Below are 14,413 nucleotides of genomic sequence, written 5' to 3' on the forward strand. Positions count from 1 at the left end.
GTTCATGACCACCCCAAAACAGATCCGACCTTTTCATACCGTGCTCGTCGCCAATCGCGGCGAGATCGCGCTCCGCATTCTTCGCACCGTGCGCCGCATGGGCTACGGCACCGTCGCCGTCTACTCAGAAGCCGATCGTGAAAGCCCGCATGTACACGCCGCCGACCGCGCGGTGCTGATCGGCGGCGCAGCGCCGCGAGAGTCGTACCTGAACATCGCCTCGATCATCGAAGCAGCCCATCGTGCCGGTGCGGACGCGGTGCATCCCGGCTACGGCTTCCTGGCCGAGAACGAGGACTTCGCGGATGCAGTCGATGCAGCCGGCCTGGTGTTCATCGGCCCTTCGGGCGAGGCCATCCGGGCAATGGGCAACAAGGCGCAGGCCAAGCGGCTGGTGATGGCCGCCGAGATGCCGTGCATCCCCGGCTACCAGGGCGAAGACCAGAGCGACGCGGCTTTCGTGCACGCCGCAGCGGACATCGGCTTTCCGGTGATGGTGAAGGCCGCTGCGGGTGGCGGCGGGCGCGGCATGCGGCTGGTGAACGAGCCTGCCGCACTGCCGCAGGCACTGGCGTCCGCGCGCTCCGAAGCGGAGGTGGCATTCGGCTCCGGTGAACTGATCCTCGAACGCGCGGTGATCGCACCGCGGCATGTCGAGATTCAGGTGCTGGCGGACAGCCACGGGCACGTGATCCATCTCGGCGAGCGCGATTGTTCGGTGCAGCGGCGCCACCAGAAGGTGATCGAGGAAGCGCCCTCCCCAGCCGTCGATGCCGATCTGCGCGCGCGCATGGGCGAAGCGGCGGTCAAGAGCGCGAAGGCGATCGGCTACATCGGTGCAGGCACGATGGAGTTCCTGCTCGATCGTGATGGGCGCTTCTACTTCATGGAGATGAACACGCGGCTGCAGGTCGAGCATGCGGTGACGGAGGCGATCACCGGGCTGGACCTCGTCGAGTGGCAACTGCGCGTGGCGGCCGGCGAGCCCCTGACGATCCAGCAATCGGACGTACGCCTCGACGGCCATGCGATCGAAGTGCGTTTGACGGCCGAAGACGTGCCTGCCGGCTTTCTGCCGCAGACCGGACCGGTGCTGCGCTGGCGACCGCCCGTCGACGGCCATGACGTGCGCGTGGATCACGGGCTGCTCGAAGGCGGCGCGGTCTCGCCACACTACGACTCGATGATTGCCAAGCTCGTCGCGCATGGACCGACGCGCGACGAAGCGCGGCGCAAGCTGCTGCGGGCCATGGAGCATTGCGTGCTTCTGGGCCTGCCCAGCAACCAGGGCTTTCTCGCCGACTGCCTTGCGAATGCCGTGTTTGCCAATGGCAATGAAGTGCATACCGGATTCGTGCAGGCGCAGTTCGGCGCGGCGATCAACGAGCGCGCAACACCGGGCACCCGGACCATCGCCCTCGCCGCCTTCGGCGCACTGGCGGCTGAGATGCGGGACTCGGCACTGCGGATCGCGGGGTCGGCGCTGGGTCAGCAGCCCGCGCGACTGGTGCTCGCACAAGGCACTGCCCGTTGGGAGGTCCGGTTGCTGGCGCAGGCATCGCAGTGGCAGGCCACCGTCCGCCGCCTCGACAAGGAAGAAGCAGTGCACGCGTTTGCGCTCCGCGGCGCAGAGTGGAGCAATACCGACCGAACCGCTTTCAGCGTCGAATGCGACGGCATGGTCGAACGTTCAGTGCTCGCCTTGCAGGCCGATGCGGTGCACCTCTTCCACGCCGGTCGCGCATGGACCTTCGAGCGCGTCAGTGAACGCAAGAGCCGTGTCGCCGAAGGTGGCGGTGGCGCAGTGACGGCGCCGCTCACTGGCCGCATCGTCGACGTCGCGGTGCGCGAAGGCGACACGGTGCAGGCCGGCCAACGGCTGGTGGTCCTTGAAGCAATGAAGATGGAGCACACACTGACCGCGCCGATCGCAGGCGTCGTGGTGGAGGTCTGCGTGCAGGCCGGCGGCCAGTCGTCGAAGGGCGCACTCCTGCTGCGCATCGAAGAGGCAAAGGCATGAGCCGGACGATCCGCATCGGTGGCGCGAGCGGCTTCTGGGGAGACTCCGCAATCGCTACGCCGCAGTTGCTCGCAGTGCCGGGCATGCAGTACCTGGTCTACGACTACCTGGCCGAGACCACGATGTCGATCCTCGCGCGCGCACGCGCCAAGGACCCGGCGCTGGGCTACGCGACAGATTTCGTGCACGCGGCGATGGCGCCGAACCTGGCCGCGATCTGCGAAAAAGGGGTGCGCGTGATTGCGAATGCCGGCGGCCTCAATCCGCAGGCATGCCGAGATGCCTTGTCTGATGCGGCGAAGAAGCAAGGTCTTTCTCCGCGCATCGCCATCGTGACTGGCGACGACGTGATGCCGCAGTTCGAGCAACTGCGTTCGCAGGGCGTGGTCGACCTGCACACCGGCGAGGCACCACCGGCGGAGTTGTATTCCGCCAATGCCTATGTCGGTGCGCGCGGCATCGCGCAGGCGCTGGCGCTTGGCGCGGACATCGTCATCACCGGGCGCTGCGTCGACAGCGCGGTCGTGGTCGGCGTGCTCGCGCATGAGTTCGGCTGGCGCTGGGACGACTGGAACCGCATCGCTGCCGGCACGCTGGCGGGCCATGTGATCGAGTGCGGGGCGCAGGCCACCGGCGGACTCTTCACCGACTGGCAGCAGGTGCCGGACTGGGCCAACATGGGCTATCCGGTGATCGACTGTGCGGAAGACGGCAGCTTCATGCTGACCAAGCCCGAGGGCACTGGCGGGCTGGTTCATCCGGGCGCGGTGGCGGAGCAGATCCTCTACGAGGTCGGCGATCCCGCGAACTACCTCATGCCGGACGTGACCTGCGATTTCCGTCAGGTGCAGGTCCAAGCACTCGACGCCAATGCGGTTCGCGTGAGCGGTGCACGCGGACGTGCGCCCACGGCCACCTACAAGGCCAACGGCACGTGGCGCGACGGCTATCAGTTGCAACTCATGATGGCAATCCGCGGCATCGATGCGCCCGCGAAGGCGCGCAAGACCGCCGATGCGCTGCTGGAGCGCACGCGCGCGCAACTGCACCAGCGCGGCATGGCCGATTACTCGCAGACCTGTGTCGAGCTGCTGGGTTGCGAAGCGCTCTACGGCGCGAACGCACGAGCGCTTCCGACGCGCGAGGTGGTGCTGCGCATTGCAGCGCGGCATGCCGATCCGACGGGGCTTTCCTTCCTCCAGCGAGAGTGCGCATCGGCCGGCACATCGATGGGTCCCGGCACGCGCTCGTCCTTTGCCGGAAGGTCGGACATCCAGCCGGTGATCAAGGTGTTCTCGTTTCTCGTAGAGAAGGAACAAGTGGAATTGCAGGTCGAACTCGGCGGCGTGATCAAGTCGGTTGCCGCGCCGGCATCGGGGCCTGCCATTGCGCCGGAGCCGCTTCCGGAGCTGCCCTTCGCGCCATCGCCCACCGACGATGCCATTGAAGTGCCACTCGTCGCGCTCGCGTGGGCACGCAGCGGCGACAAGGGCGACGACGAGAACATCGGCGTGATCGCGCGCCGCACGGAGTTCGCGCCGCTGCTGCGCGCACAACTCGGCGCTGAGCAGGTCCGCGCGTACTTCTCGCATCTCGTGAAAGGCGAAGTCGAGCGCTTCGAGGTCCCCGGCTTCGACGCATTCAACTTCGTGCTGCATCGCGCGCTCGATGGGGGCGGCGTCGCGAGCCTGCGTTCGGACCCGCTCGGAAAGTCCTTCGCGCAGATGCTGCTGGACCACCCGATTCGCATTCCCCGGCACTGGGTCGACCAAGGCCTCGTGACCGCGCATCACTCATGACATGACGAACAACCCAGGAGACAACATGACATCGACGTATCGCCGCAAGATCCTTTCCGCTGTCGCTGCGGCCGCCGTGACGCTGGCTGGCGCGGGTGCGGCCTTCGCGCAGGACAACTACCCGAGCAAGCCGATCCGCGTGGTGGTTCCGTACACGCCGGGCGGTGTGTCCGACACGGTCACGCGCCTGGTGATGCAGAAGCTCGCCGAGCGTCTGAAGGGCACGATCATCGTGGACAACCAGGCGGGCGCGAACGGGCAGATCGGCTCGTCCAACGTGGCACGCTCGACACCCGACGGCTACACGCTGCTGGTGGTGGTGGCCGCGCATGCGATCAACCCGAGCCTCTATCCGAAGATGACCTATTCGCCGCTGCAGGATCTTCGCGGTGTGAGCGAGTTCGGCGCGATCCCGTTGCTGATGGTTTCGAGCGCGCAACTGCCGCCGAAGAACCTCAAGGAGTTCGTGGCCTGGGCGAAGGCGAATCCGCAAACCGCCAACTTCGCATCGAGCGGTGCGGGTTCGGGCGCGCATCTGGTGGGCGAACTCTTCTCGCAGACGACCGGTGTGCCGATGCAGCACGTGGCGTACAAGGGCATTGCGCCCGCGTTGCCCGATCTGTTCGCGGGCCAGGTGGCGATGATCTTTGACTCGGTGCAGACCATGATGCCGCAGGTCAAGGCCGGCAAGCTGCACGCGCTCGCCATGACGAGCGCCAAGCGCTGGCCCGCCGCGCCCGATGTGCCGACCATGGCCGAAGCCGGCTACCCCGGCATGACCGGCGGCAGCTGGATCGGCCTCCTGGCGCCCGCGAAGACGCCGAAGGAGATCGTCGCGAAGCTCAGCGCCGAGACGCAGAAGGTGCTGGACATGCCCGACGTGCGCGAGAAGCTGATCGAATACGGCATCGACCCCGTCGGCGGCACGCCCGAGCAGTTCGACGCCTTCATCCAGAGCGAGGCGAAGCGCTGGGCCGATGTGGTGAAGAAGGCCGACATCCGGCTGGAGTGATTGCAATGGCTGCTTCCATCCTCGAAGGCATCAAGGTTCTCGATCTCACGCGAGTGATCGCGGGGCCCTTGTGCACGCAGATCCTGGCCGACATGGGTGCGACGGTCTACAAGATCGAGAAGCCCGGCGAAGGCGACGACACGAGGCGCATGGGGCCGTTTCTGCCGGACGCGGAGACCGGTCGCGACAGCAACGATTCGGCGCTCTACCTGGCCTATAACCGCGGCAAGCAATCGATCACGCTCGACATCGCCACGCCCGAGGGCGCGCGGCTCGCGCAGGATCTCGCGGCGCGCTGCGACGTGGTGGTGGAGAACTACAAGGTCGGCTCGCTCGCGAAGTACGGGCTCGACGAGGCGAGCATCCGCAAGCGCAGGCCCGACATCATCTATTGCTCGGTGACGGGCTTCGGCCAGAGCGGGCCCTACGCGGCGCGACCCGCGTACGACTTCATCCTGCAGGGGCTCGCCGGTGTGATGAGCACCTGCGGGCAGCCCGAAGACGCGCCTGGCGCGGGTGCGATGCGCACCGCGATCCCAATCACCGATGTGGTGACGGGTCTCTACGCGACCATCGGCGTGGTCAGCGCGCTCTATCACCGACGTGAGACAGGCGAAGGCCAGCATGTGGATGCGGCGATGCTCGACGCTTCGGTGGCGCTGAACGGGCACCTCGCGCTCGGCTACCTGATGACCGGCAAGGTGCCGGCGCGCGTGGGCAACACGAACCCGATCGCATCGCCGTCCGAAGTGCTGACCTGCGCGGACGGCCAACTCATCCTCGCGGTGGGCAACAACGGGCAGTTCCAGTCGATGTGCCGCGTGCTCGGCCATCCGGAATGGGTAGAGGACGAGCGCTTCTGCACCAACGCGCTGCGCGTGACCAACCGCATCGCGCTGCGCGAAGTGCTGGCGCCGGTGCTGGTGAAGCGCCACCGCGCCGAGTTGCTCGCGGCCTTCGAAGCGGTGAGCGTGCCGTGCGGCCCGATCAACGACATGGCTGGCGTCTTCGAAGACCCGCAGACGCGCCATCGCGAGATCGAGTTGCACCTGCCGCACAGCCGCGGCGTGGAGGTGCCGAGCCTGCGCAGCCCGCTGCGGTTCTCAGAGACACCGGTGGAGCATCACGCTTCGCCGATGCTGGGTGAGCACAGCGCGCGCGTGCTGCACGACGAGCTGGGCATCGACGAGCGGCAGTTGCAGGCGCTGCGGGACCGGTCAGTCGTCTGAAGCCGCCCGGGCCGAGGGGGCCAGCTTCAGAAGACCCAGTGCACCTTGCCTCTGAGCGCCGGCGTCCATCCCTCGCAGTGCTGCTCGAATCGAAGATCGATCGATTTGAGCGTGGTGCCGCTGTAAGTCGCCTGGTCGACCACGAACCATCCGCGCAGGGTGTTGCAGCCGCGGCCCCATCCGAACCAACTCAGGCCACCGGTTGCGGGGTTGTTGAATGGATAGCGATTGAGTCCGCCGTAGTAGCCAGGCTCCAGCTTGGTCACCGAGTTCATGGTGACGAAGTCGCCGTCCCACGTGTTGACGCCGTACCCGCCTCTGACGGAGAGATGGGTACCTGTAATGGTTGCCGACATAGGCACGATGTCCGGGGTGAAGAGGTATGACGATCCGCCGCCGACATAGTCGCCCCGGTCGCTGGCCAGGTAGATGTAGTTTCCGGTGGCGGGCGTCGTCCCTGGAGCCGGTGCCCATAGTTCGGCGGGCGGCGGGTTCACAGGGCCTGGCGCTGTCGTCTTGTCGTAGGCCGTCCAGTGGATCTGCCCGCGCAGCGCTGGCGTAAAGCCTTCGCAGTGCTGCTCGAACGAGAGTTCAATCGCCTTCAGGACGTTGCCGACGTAGGTCACGCTGCTGATGGTGAAGGAACCCTTCAGGGTGTTGCAGCCACGGCCGTCCCCGGACCAACTCAGGCCGCCGAAGATCGGGTTGTGGAAAGGGTAGCGCTCCAGATTGGAATACGTGCCGACCTGCAGCTTGGTTGCCGAGCTCGGCATCTGGAAGTCGCCGGACCATGTCTTGTCGCCGACGACGACAAGACTGAAGCGATTGCCCGTCACCGTGACGTTGATGTTGGAGTTGGCGCGCGTGTACTCGTAAGACAGCCCTTTGCCGACGAAGTCACCCACATCGCTTTCGAGAAGGATGGAGTTCGGCGCAAAGTTTGTTGCCGTATTCGTGTCGGGATCGACTGTCGGCTGGGGCTCGGGACCGGGGTCCTGAGCTGGCGTTTGACTGCCGCTGGCAGGCGTGTTCGATGCAGCTGGTGTTGGCGCCGCTGCTGCTGGCGCAGTTGTCGTGGTTGCGCTGCTCGAGGAAGTCGGAATGAATCCTCCCCCTCCTCCACACCGCCGCCGCACGCAGTCACAGTCGCCGCGAGAACGATCGCGGCGACTCGTAGAGTCAGACCCCTCATTTTTGAATCCTCGATATTTTTGATGTTTCGCCGTCCCTCAACGGCGAGCTCTTCGAGCGGCGGCAAAGATACTTGATGTTGCATTGTGTTGCAACCAAAAGTGTTCATTTACATGGATACGCCTCAAACCGGGCATCGACGAATGGCAATTGCGACGGCTCCCGGAGCGGGCAATCATCTGGACCAGCCATCGGAGATGCACATGCCCGCCTCACCCGAACTCCCGAGCGCGACGGATCTCGCGCGCAGCAGCAACCGCCACTTCCCCGGCGAAAGCAGCGCCTATCGCGAAGCGCGCACCGCGCTGCTGGCCGAAGAGATCGAACTGCGCCGCCAGATCGAATACGTGGCGGCGCTCCGCCGCAAGCTGCCGCCCGGCGGCGTGGTACCGGAAGACTATGTGTTCCAGGGCGCGCACGGCCCGGCCAGCCTGTCATCGCTGTTCGGCAGGCACGACACCCTGGTGACCTACAACTGGATGTTCGGCCCGCAGCGCGAGCGGTCGTGCCCGATGTGCACCTCGCTCCTCAGTGCGTTCGATGGCGAGATGCCGGACATCCTGCAGCGCGTGGCCTTCGCAGTGATCGCGCGGTCACCGGTGACGAAGATGCTTGCCTTTGCGAAGGAACGCGGCTGGCGACATCTGCCGCTGTATTCGTCGCAGGGCACCAACTTCAACCAGCTCTATGCGTTCGAAGATCCCGATGCGAATGAAGACATGCCGGCGTTCAATGTCTTTCACCGAGAAGGCAACGTGATCCGCCACTTCTGGGGCGACGAGATGAACATGCAGACCGCCGACCCGGGTCAGGACCCGCGCGGCGCGCCGGACCTGATGCCGATCTGGAACATCCTCGACCACACGCCGGCCGGGCGTCCAAAGGATTGGTATCCCTCGCTCGACTACCCGGCTGCAGCCTGAGCCTGCCCCTGCGCGGCGAGCCGGTCCAGCGCGGCCACTTCGATGACGCCCTCGCGCGCCGCGGCAGCGAAGGTGTTGTAGTCATGCCGGGTCTGCTCGGCATAGGCAGCGGCAAAGCGCACCATCGCATCGTCGAAGACATCCGACTTGCCAAGATAGCCACCGATCAGCGCGGCATCGCCTGACTTGGCGTGCGCGAGCGCGAGCGCCCAACCGCAGAGGCCGCAGTATTCGATGAAGCCCGCGGTCGTGGTCTCGCCGGGTTCCAGGTCGATCCCGCCTTTCATGTCCCGCAGCTGGCGGATATAGAAGTCCACGCCGTCGATGTGCCCCCAGCCGAGAAAGATGTCCGGCGAACCCTGGATGAGCCGCTGGCCCATGACCACGCGCTGGCCCTGATTGCGCGGCTCGTCGCCACGCATGGGCAGATACGCGGCGAGCACGGAAGGCTGCGCCTCCTTCATCTGCAGGAAGAGCGGGTCGTCCTCGTCCCTGCCCTGCAGCAGCACCACCCAGCAGCGCGTACCGACGCTGCCTACGCCGACCACCTTCTGTGCCACGTCGATGACGCGGTAGCGCGACAGCAGCAGCCGGCGGTCGGGCGCAAGCGACTCGAGGTAGGCAACGAGGCAATGGCCGAGCGCCTCGCGCACCGGCCTGCCTGTGGAGGTGACCTTCGATCGCACGATGAACGGGTGCTGCTCGACGATGCGATGCCGCTCGTCCACGAGGTCAGTCATCTTGTCGAGCACCTGCATGTGCGTGCGCTTGCGTGCCTTCTCCAGCACTGCGGACGCAGCTGTATGAAACGAGGTTGGGAGGGATTCGATCAGCCGGTTGCTGTCGATGGTGTCGTACCAGACCTCCAGCGTGCCCATGCCGGCATAGCGCCGCATGCGCTGGCGGTAGCTCGACGCGGCCCGGTTCGCGGCCGCTTCGCTGTCGGCAATGCTGCCGCCGAGATGGTGGGCCGCCACATAGGCGCTGGCCGCGAGGCGCTTGATGTCCCACTCCCAGGGGCCGTGCCGGGTCTCGTCGAAATCGTTGATCGCGAAGACGAGCTGCCGTTCCGCCGATGCGAACACCCCGAAATTCGCGACGTGCATGTCGCCGCAGGCCTGCACTTCGAGACCGGTCGTCCGGCTCGGCGCGAGGTCTGCCGCCATCACGGCGGCCGACCCGCGCAGGAAGGCGAACGGGGACTGCATCATGCGCGCATGGCGCACCGGGATCAGGTCCGGAATGCGCGTGACGGCTTGCTGGCGCAGGATGTCCACGGGGTCGACGCCGGGCGGGCGCTCGAAGTCCGCGTGACTGGTTCGGGGAATGCGCTCTCGCAACGCCTTGCCGGCGGCCATGCGCTCTTCGACGCCGGGCCTTTTGGCCGTGAAAGCCCGCGTCAGCTCATCGGCCTGCACGGTGATGGGGCCGATCGCCGAGATCCCGTTGTTTCGCGCCATTCCTCGCTCCGTGATGTTGGGATGGCGAACATTCTGCTTCGTCCATGCCACATTGAGGAGCACTTCGTTTTGAGGCCGTCAGTGGTGCCGCCCCATCCGCCAGTCGCGCGGCGAGCGCCCGAACCGCTCCCTGAAGGCGCGACTGAAGTGGGCCGCGTCGCTGAAACCGCGGCCGTAGGCGATCTCGCCGACCGTGCGCCCTGCCTCGCGCGGATCGAGCAGATCGCGGCTGCAGGCTTCGAGCCGGCGGTCCCAGATGTATTGCGAGAGCGTCAGCGGCTCGCTCCGGAACACGCGGTGGATCTGGCTTGCGGACATGCCCAGGTCCCCCGCCAGCAGGCCGACCGATAGCGCGGGGTCGTCCAGGCGCGCATCGATGCAGCGCTTGATGCGCGCGAGATGGAAGGCGGTCAGGTTGCTGAGCGACGGCGACTGCGCCGCAGGCAGCGTCTGCAAGCCCGCGACGAGGATGTTGAGCACGCCATTGGCCACTGCCAGTGCGGAAGCCGGCTGCAGTGTGTCGATGTCTTCGCGCAGCGTGCGGATCATGCTGAGCATCAGATGGCCCGCGCCCTCGCGGCCCGATACGGTGGTGGCCGTCAGCGCCTCGGTATCGCGCAACTCGCTGCGCAGGCGCTCGCCGGGCAGCTTGAGCACGATCTGCTCGAACGAATCGTCGAACAGCAGTTGATAGGGCCGCGTGCTGTCGTAGAGCGCGAAGTCGCCCACGGAGAGCACTGCATCGCGCCCGTCCTGCCGCACCACGCCCTGCCCGCGCGCCTGGATGCTCACGAGGAAGTAGTCGTCCGACGAACGCGCGATGTGGCCCGGCGTGCGCATGACTTTCTGCGGCCCGGACGTGACCACCGAGACGTCGAGGCTGGGCAGCGTGTGCTGGCGGATGCTGCCTTCGAAGTCGCCGCGCCCGTCGGCAACCGGGTCGCAGCCAAGCTGGACGTAGACATTGCAGATCATGTCCGTCCAGTAGGCAAGGCGCTGGTCGCGGGAAACGACTTCGGTGCTGAGCAGCCGGTTCATCGGAGCTCCTTCAGGGGGCGGTTGCAACGCAGGATCAAGAACGCTGCGTGTCCGGGACAAGGCCGGCGCAGGCCGCGAACTTACGCTTCAAGCAACGGGCATGCCACAGCGCTAACCCGGAGAGTCGCTCTTTCAACCCACCCGGAGTTCGATCCATGTCCAGCAAGACCCATCCCCGCCTTCGCGTCGCCGCCGTGCAGGCTGCGCCCGTGTTCCTCGACCTCGACGGCACGATCGACAAGACGATCGACCTGATCGCGCAGGCCGCGCGTGACAAGGTGCAACTCATCGCCTTTCCGGAAACCTGGGCGCCGGGCTATCCGTGGTGGATTTGGCTGGATTCGCCGGCGTGGGGCATGCAGTACGTGCAGCGCTATCACGACAACTCGCTGGTCATCGGGTCGCCCGAGTTCGACCGTATCCGCGAGGCCGCCCGCAAGCACCGCATGTGGGTGTCGCTCGGCTTCAGCGAGAAGGCCGCGGGCAGCCTCTACATCGCGCAGGCGCTGATCGACGACCAGGGCAACGTGCAGCAGACGCGGCGCAAGCTCAAGCCGACGCATGTGGAGCGCACCGTGTTCGGCGAAGGCGACGGATCGGACCTCGCCGTGATCGAGACATCGATCGGCAACATCGGTTCACTCTCTTGCTGGGAGCATCTGCAGCCGCTCAGCAAGTACGCGATGTATTCGCAGAACGAGCAGATCCACTGCGCGGCGTGGCCGAGCTTCTCGCTCTATCGCGGTGGCGCGTATGCGCTCGGGGCCGAAGTCAACAACGCGGCGAGCCAGGTGTATGCGGCCGAGGGCCAGTGCTTCGTGATCGCGCCCTGCGCCACGGTGTCGAAGGCCATGCACGAGATGCTGTGCACCGATCCGGGCAAGCAGCAGATGCTGCTGGTGGGCGGCGGCTTCGCGCGCATCTACGGGCCAGATGGTTCGCCGCTGGGCACCAATCTGGCGGAGGACCAGGAAGGGCTGGTGGTGGCGGACATCGATCTCGGGATGATCTCGCTCGCCAAGGCGGCGGGCGATCCGGCGGGGCACTATTCGCGGCCGGATGTGACGCGGCTGCTGTTCAACAAGACGCGGCGTGAGCCGGTGGTGGTTCAGCGGAGTGCAGAGGTCGAGCCGGCGGGCTTCGAGGTTGCGCCCAAGACGGAAGCAGCTGCGAGCGCCTAGGCCTAGGCTGCACTGCGTTCGATGGCCGCACGCAGGTGCGCGGGAATCTCGATCGCCCGATGGGTTTCGAGAGACGTGGTGACCAGCACCTGCTTCATCCGCATACGGGTTTCGCCCTCCCCGTCGAAGCAATGCAGGCCGAGCGTGATCGAGCGCGTGCCGAGCTGTTCGACGTTCAAACCAAGGATCACGTTGTCGCCCATGCGGCTCACGGAGCGGAAGTCCGCTTCGAGCCGCACTGTGGGCAGGCCGATGCGCTGCTCGACGATGAGCTTGCGGTAGCCGATGCCGAGCCCGTCGTTGACCCAGTCCTCTACGAGGCCGTTGAACATCACGAAGTACTGCGGATAGAAGACGATGCCCGCCGGGTCGCAGTCGGAGAAGCGGATCAGCCGTTCGCGACGAAACTCGGCGCCAATCGACTCGGTCACGCGTTCTCCTCGGCCGAGGGCTCGTTACGCATCACATGCACTCGCAGTTGGCCGAGCTGCGCATAGAGCTGGCGCACGGTCTTCGTGTCGAGGCCCGAGAACATCTCCAAGATCCACTGCTCGTGTTCCTTGGCCATGGCCTCGAAGCTGCGGCGGCCCTTGGCGGTGAGGCTCACGATCCACGCACGGCGGTCGTCGGGACTCGGTGTGCGCGAGACGAAGCCTTCGCGCTCCAGTTCGTCTGTGAGGCCGGTGACATTGCCGCCGGTCACCATCAGGTAGCGCGAGAGCACGCGCATCTTCAGGCCCTCGCGGTAGCGATAGAGCTGCGCCATGTAGTCGAAGCGCGCCAGCGTGATGTCGAAACGCTCGCGCAGGCGCTTGCGGATCTCGGCCTCGATCTGCGTGGTGCTCGCGAGCATGCGCAGCCAGAGCTTGAGCACCGCATGGTCGTCGTGACGCGCGCGGGCTTCGTGGCCGAGTTCTTCCGCGTCGCTGAGCGCTGCGTGCGATGGGTCGTTTGTGCTGTCGATCATGGTGTGACTTCTCCTCCCGAAACGGAGATCGATTGTCCATTCATCGAGGCCGCGCCCTCTCCGCACAGCCAGCGCACCGCATCGGCCACCTCAGCCGGCTGCACGATGCGGCGCTGCGGATTGACGGCGGCGAATTCCGCCAGTGCGTCGGCTTCGCTGCGACCGGTCTTGCCGACCACGTTGGCGACGCTGTTGCGCAGGATGTCGGTCTCCGTATAGCCCGGACACACGGCATTGACGGTGATGCCCTTGCGAGCCACTTCGAGTGCGAGCGAGCGTGTGAGTCCGATCACGCCATGCTTGGCCGCCGTATAGGCCGACACATAGGCGTAGCCCTTCTGCCCCGCGGTGCTCGCGATGTTGACGATGCGGCCCCAGCCCGCGTCCAGCATGTCGGGCAGCGCAGCCTGTGCGCAAAGAAAGCTGCCGGTGAGATTGACCGCCAGCATGCGCTGCCAGAGGTCAATGGAAGTCTTGAGGAAGGGCGCGCTCTCGGCCTGCCCGGCGTTGTTGACGAGGATGGCGACCGGACCCGACGCAGCGCGAAGCGCTTCGAAGGCGGCGCGCACCGAGGCTTCGTCACTCACATCGGCGGCGGCGACCGCGTGGCCGCTGCCTGCCAGTTCCTTCTGCACCTTCTCCAGGGCGGCGCGATCGCGTCCGATGAGGCTGACGCGCGCACCTTCAGCGGCGAGCGTTCTCGCGATCTCCGCACCGATGCCGCGTGCGGCTCCGGTGACGACGGCGTGACGACCTTGGAGGGCAGTGTTCATGGCGTACCTAAAAGATTGACAACTAAATCAATTCTACTGCTTGGGGCTCTGGAGCGGGTTCAAACACTTCAGCGCATGAAGCGCCCGCCGTTGAGATCGAGCGTCGCGCCGGTCGTGAAGGCACCCGCTTCCGACGCCAGATAGACCACCGCCGCCGCAACCTCGCGCCCCTCGCCGAAGCGGCGCAGCGGAATCGTGGCCTGCAATGCGCGCTGGCGCGATTCGTCCATCGCGTCGAGCACCGGGCTGCGGATGGCGGCCGGCGCGATGGCGTTGACCGTGACGCCGCTTGGCGCCAGCTCCTGTGCGAAGGAGCGCGTCAAGGCCAACAAAGCCGCCTTCGAGGCCGCATAGTGCACGCCGGTAGCCGTACTCGCCTGCTGGCCAGCCATGGAGGACAGATTCACGATCCGCCCCGACTTGCGCTCCCGCATGTGGCGGCCGGCAATGCGGCAGCCGAAGAAGCTGCCGCGCAGGTTGATCGCCATCACGTCGTCCCACTCGTCGGCGCCGATGTCCCACAGCGAAGTCGACGGGGTGAGCGCGGCGTTGTTCACCATCACGTCGATCGCACCGAAGCGCTGCACGGCCGCATCGAAGCATCGCGCGAACGCGGCTTCGTCTCGAACGTCGAGCGGCATCGCGATGCATTCGCGGCCTTCGGACTGCATCGCCGTGGCGACCGCGTGCGCCGCGTCTCCGTCGATATCGGCCAGCACGATGCGCGCGCCCGCCTCGGACAGCCCACGCGCGATGGCTTCGCCAAGGCCCCGGCCCGCGCCCGTCACGAAAGCAGCCTGACCGGTCAGCGAGAACATCG

Annotated in this window: 13 protein-coding genes; 6 read left to right on the forward strand and 7 right to left on the reverse strand. The window is 66.3% G+C overall.

What is annotated here, in order from left to right:
* Positions 1-4: 4 nt before the first annotated feature.
* Genes FHW64_RS18505 through FHW64_RS18520 form a run of 4 tightly spaced genes read left to right on the forward strand, consistent with a single transcriptional unit; the run spans position 5 to position 6,060 of the window.
* Positions 5-2,020, forward strand: a complete 2,016-nt coding sequence (locus tag FHW64_RS18505) for a biotin carboxylase N-terminal domain-containing protein (protein WP_184528800.1) — start codon at positions 5-7, stop codon at positions 2,018-2,020.
* Complete coding sequence (locus FHW64_RS18510) at positions 2,017-3,819, forward strand: acyclic terpene utilization AtuA family protein (RefSeq protein WP_184528802.1); 1,803 nt, start codon at positions 2,017-2,019, stop codon at positions 3,817-3,819. The genes FHW64_RS18505 and FHW64_RS18510 overlap by 4 nt, the downstream gene beginning before the upstream one ends.
* Before the next feature lie 25 nt (positions 3,820-3,844).
* On the forward strand, positions 3,845-4,831 hold the full coding sequence (locus FHW64_RS18515; RefSeq protein WP_184528804.1) for a tripartite tricarboxylate transporter substrate binding protein: 987 nt from the start codon (positions 3,845-3,847) through the stop codon (positions 4,829-4,831).
* A gap of 5 nt (positions 4,832-4,836) precedes the next feature.
* The gene (locus FHW64_RS18520; protein WP_184528806.1) at positions 4,837-6,060 is read left to right on the forward strand and encodes a CaiB/BaiF CoA-transferase family protein; all 1,224 of its coding nucleotides are present in this window, start codon (positions 4,837-4,839) and stop codon (positions 6,058-6,060) included.
* A gap of 26 nt (positions 6,061-6,086) precedes the next feature.
* Here the strand turns inward: FHW64_RS18520 and FHW64_RS18525 are convergent, their stop codons facing one another.
* Positions 6,087-6,965 carry a hypothetical protein gene (locus FHW64_RS18525; protein ID WP_184528808.1) on the reverse strand — a complete coding sequence of 293 codons (879 nt, stop codon included), beginning with the start codon at positions 6,963-6,965 and terminating at the stop codon, positions 6,087-6,089.
* 483 nt (positions 6,966-7,448) lie between these two features.
* On the opposite strand from FHW64_RS18525, the gene FHW64_RS18530 reads away from it, so the two are divergent.
* Positions 7,449-8,174 carry a DUF899 family protein gene (locus tag FHW64_RS18530; protein ID WP_184528810.1) on the forward strand — a complete coding sequence of 242 codons (726 nt, stop codon included), beginning with the start codon at positions 7,449-7,451 and terminating at the stop codon, positions 8,172-8,174.
* On the opposite strand, the gene FHW64_RS18535 is transcribed toward FHW64_RS18530, so the two are convergent.
* Both FHW64_RS18535 and FHW64_RS18540 read right to left on the reverse strand, forming a co-directional pair.
* Complete coding sequence (locus FHW64_RS18535) at positions 8,156-9,634, reverse strand: DUF2252 domain-containing protein (RefSeq protein WP_184528811.1); 1,479 nt, start codon at positions 9,632-9,634, stop codon at positions 8,156-8,158. The two genes, FHW64_RS18530 and FHW64_RS18535, sit on opposite strands and share 19 nt — an antisense overlap.
* 78 nt (positions 9,635-9,712) lie before the next feature.
* A complete protein-coding gene (locus tag FHW64_RS18540) occupies positions 9,713-10,672 on the reverse strand; it encodes a helix-turn-helix domain-containing protein (RefSeq protein ID WP_184528813.1) in 960 nt (319 codons plus the stop codon).
* 155 nt (positions 10,673-10,827) lie between these two features.
* Between FHW64_RS18540 and FHW64_RS18545 the strand changes: the two genes are divergently transcribed.
* Positions 10,828-11,853 (forward strand): carbon-nitrogen hydrolase family protein, encoded by a 1,026-nt coding sequence (locus tag FHW64_RS18545; RefSeq protein ID WP_184528815.1) that lies wholly within the window; start codon positions 10,828-10,830, stop codon positions 11,851-11,853.
* A gap of 2 nt (positions 11,854-11,855) precedes the next feature.
* On the opposite strand, the gene FHW64_RS18550 is transcribed toward FHW64_RS18545, so the two are convergent.
* The 4 genes from FHW64_RS18550 to FHW64_RS18565 form a co-directional block, all read right to left on the reverse strand.
* Complete coding sequence (locus FHW64_RS18550; RefSeq protein ID WP_184528817.1) at positions 11,856-12,284, reverse strand: thioesterase family protein; 429 nt, start codon at positions 12,282-12,284, stop codon at positions 11,856-11,858.
* Positions 12,281-12,820 carry a MarR family winged helix-turn-helix transcriptional regulator gene (locus FHW64_RS18555; protein WP_093160925.1) on the reverse strand — a complete coding sequence of 180 codons (540 nt, stop codon included), beginning with the start codon at positions 12,818-12,820 and terminating at the stop codon, positions 12,281-12,283. The genes FHW64_RS18550 and FHW64_RS18555 overlap by 4 nt, the downstream gene beginning before the upstream one ends.
* Positions 12,817-13,593, reverse strand: a complete 777-nt coding sequence (locus FHW64_RS18560) for an SDR family NAD(P)-dependent oxidoreductase (RefSeq protein WP_184528819.1) — start codon at positions 13,591-13,593, stop codon at positions 12,817-12,819. Before FHW64_RS18560 ends, FHW64_RS18555 begins: the two co-directional genes overlap by 4 nt.
* Before the next feature lie 68 nt (positions 13,594-13,661).
* On the reverse strand, positions 13,662-14,411 hold the full coding sequence (locus FHW64_RS18565; protein ID WP_184528821.1) for an SDR family NAD(P)-dependent oxidoreductase: 750 nt from the start codon (positions 14,409-14,411) through the stop codon (positions 13,662-13,664).
* Positions 14,412-14,413: the final 2 nt, after the last annotated feature.

The organism is Variovorax sp. Sphag1AA, assembly GCF_014192575.1.
Lineage (GTDB): Bacteria > Pseudomonadota > Gammaproteobacteria > Burkholderiales > Burkholderiaceae_C > Variovorax.

Excerpts from the sequence above, each read along its gene's own strand:
- FHW64_RS18505 (WP_184528800.1), top strand. The coding sequence starts at position 5 with ATGACCACCCCAAAACAGATCCGACCTTTTCATACCGTGCTCGTCGCC.
- FHW64_RS18510 (WP_184528802.1), top strand. The coding sequence starts at position 2,017 with ATGAGCCGGACGATCCGCATCGGTGGCGCGAGCGGCTTCTGGGGAGAC.
- FHW64_RS18515 (WP_184528804.1), top strand. The coding sequence starts at position 3,845 with ATGACATCGACGTATCGCCGCAAGATCCTTTCCGCTGTCGCTGCGGCC.
- FHW64_RS18520 (WP_184528806.1), top strand. The coding sequence starts at position 4,837 with ATGGCTGCTTCCATCCTCGAAGGCATCAAGGTTCTCGATCTCACGCGA.
- FHW64_RS18530 (WP_184528810.1), top strand. The coding sequence starts at position 7,449 with ATGCACATGCCCGCCTCACCCGAACTCCCGAGCGCGACGGATCTCGCG.
- FHW64_RS18535 (WP_184528811.1), bottom strand. The coding sequence starts at position 9,634 with ATGGCGCGAAACAACGGGATCTCGGCGATCGGCCCCATCACCGTGCAG.
- FHW64_RS18540 (WP_184528813.1), bottom strand. The coding sequence starts at position 10,672 with ATGAACCGGCTGCTCAGCACCGAAGTCGTTTCCCGCGACCAGCGCCTT.
- FHW64_RS18545 (WP_184528815.1), top strand. The coding sequence starts at position 10,828 with ATGTCCAGCAAGACCCATCCCCGCCTTCGCGTCGCCGCCGTGCAGGCT.
- FHW64_RS18555 (WP_093160925.1), bottom strand. The coding sequence starts at position 12,820 with ATGATCGACAGCACAAACGACCCATCGCACGCAGCGCTCAGCGACGCG.
- FHW64_RS18560 (WP_184528819.1), bottom strand. The coding sequence starts at position 13,593 with ATGAACACTGCCCTCCAAGGTCGTCACGCCGTCGTCACCGGAGCCGCA.
- FHW64_RS18565 (WP_184528821.1), bottom strand. The coding sequence starts at position 14,411 with ATGTTCTCGCTGACCGGTCAGGCTGCTTTCGTGACGGGCGCGGGCCGG.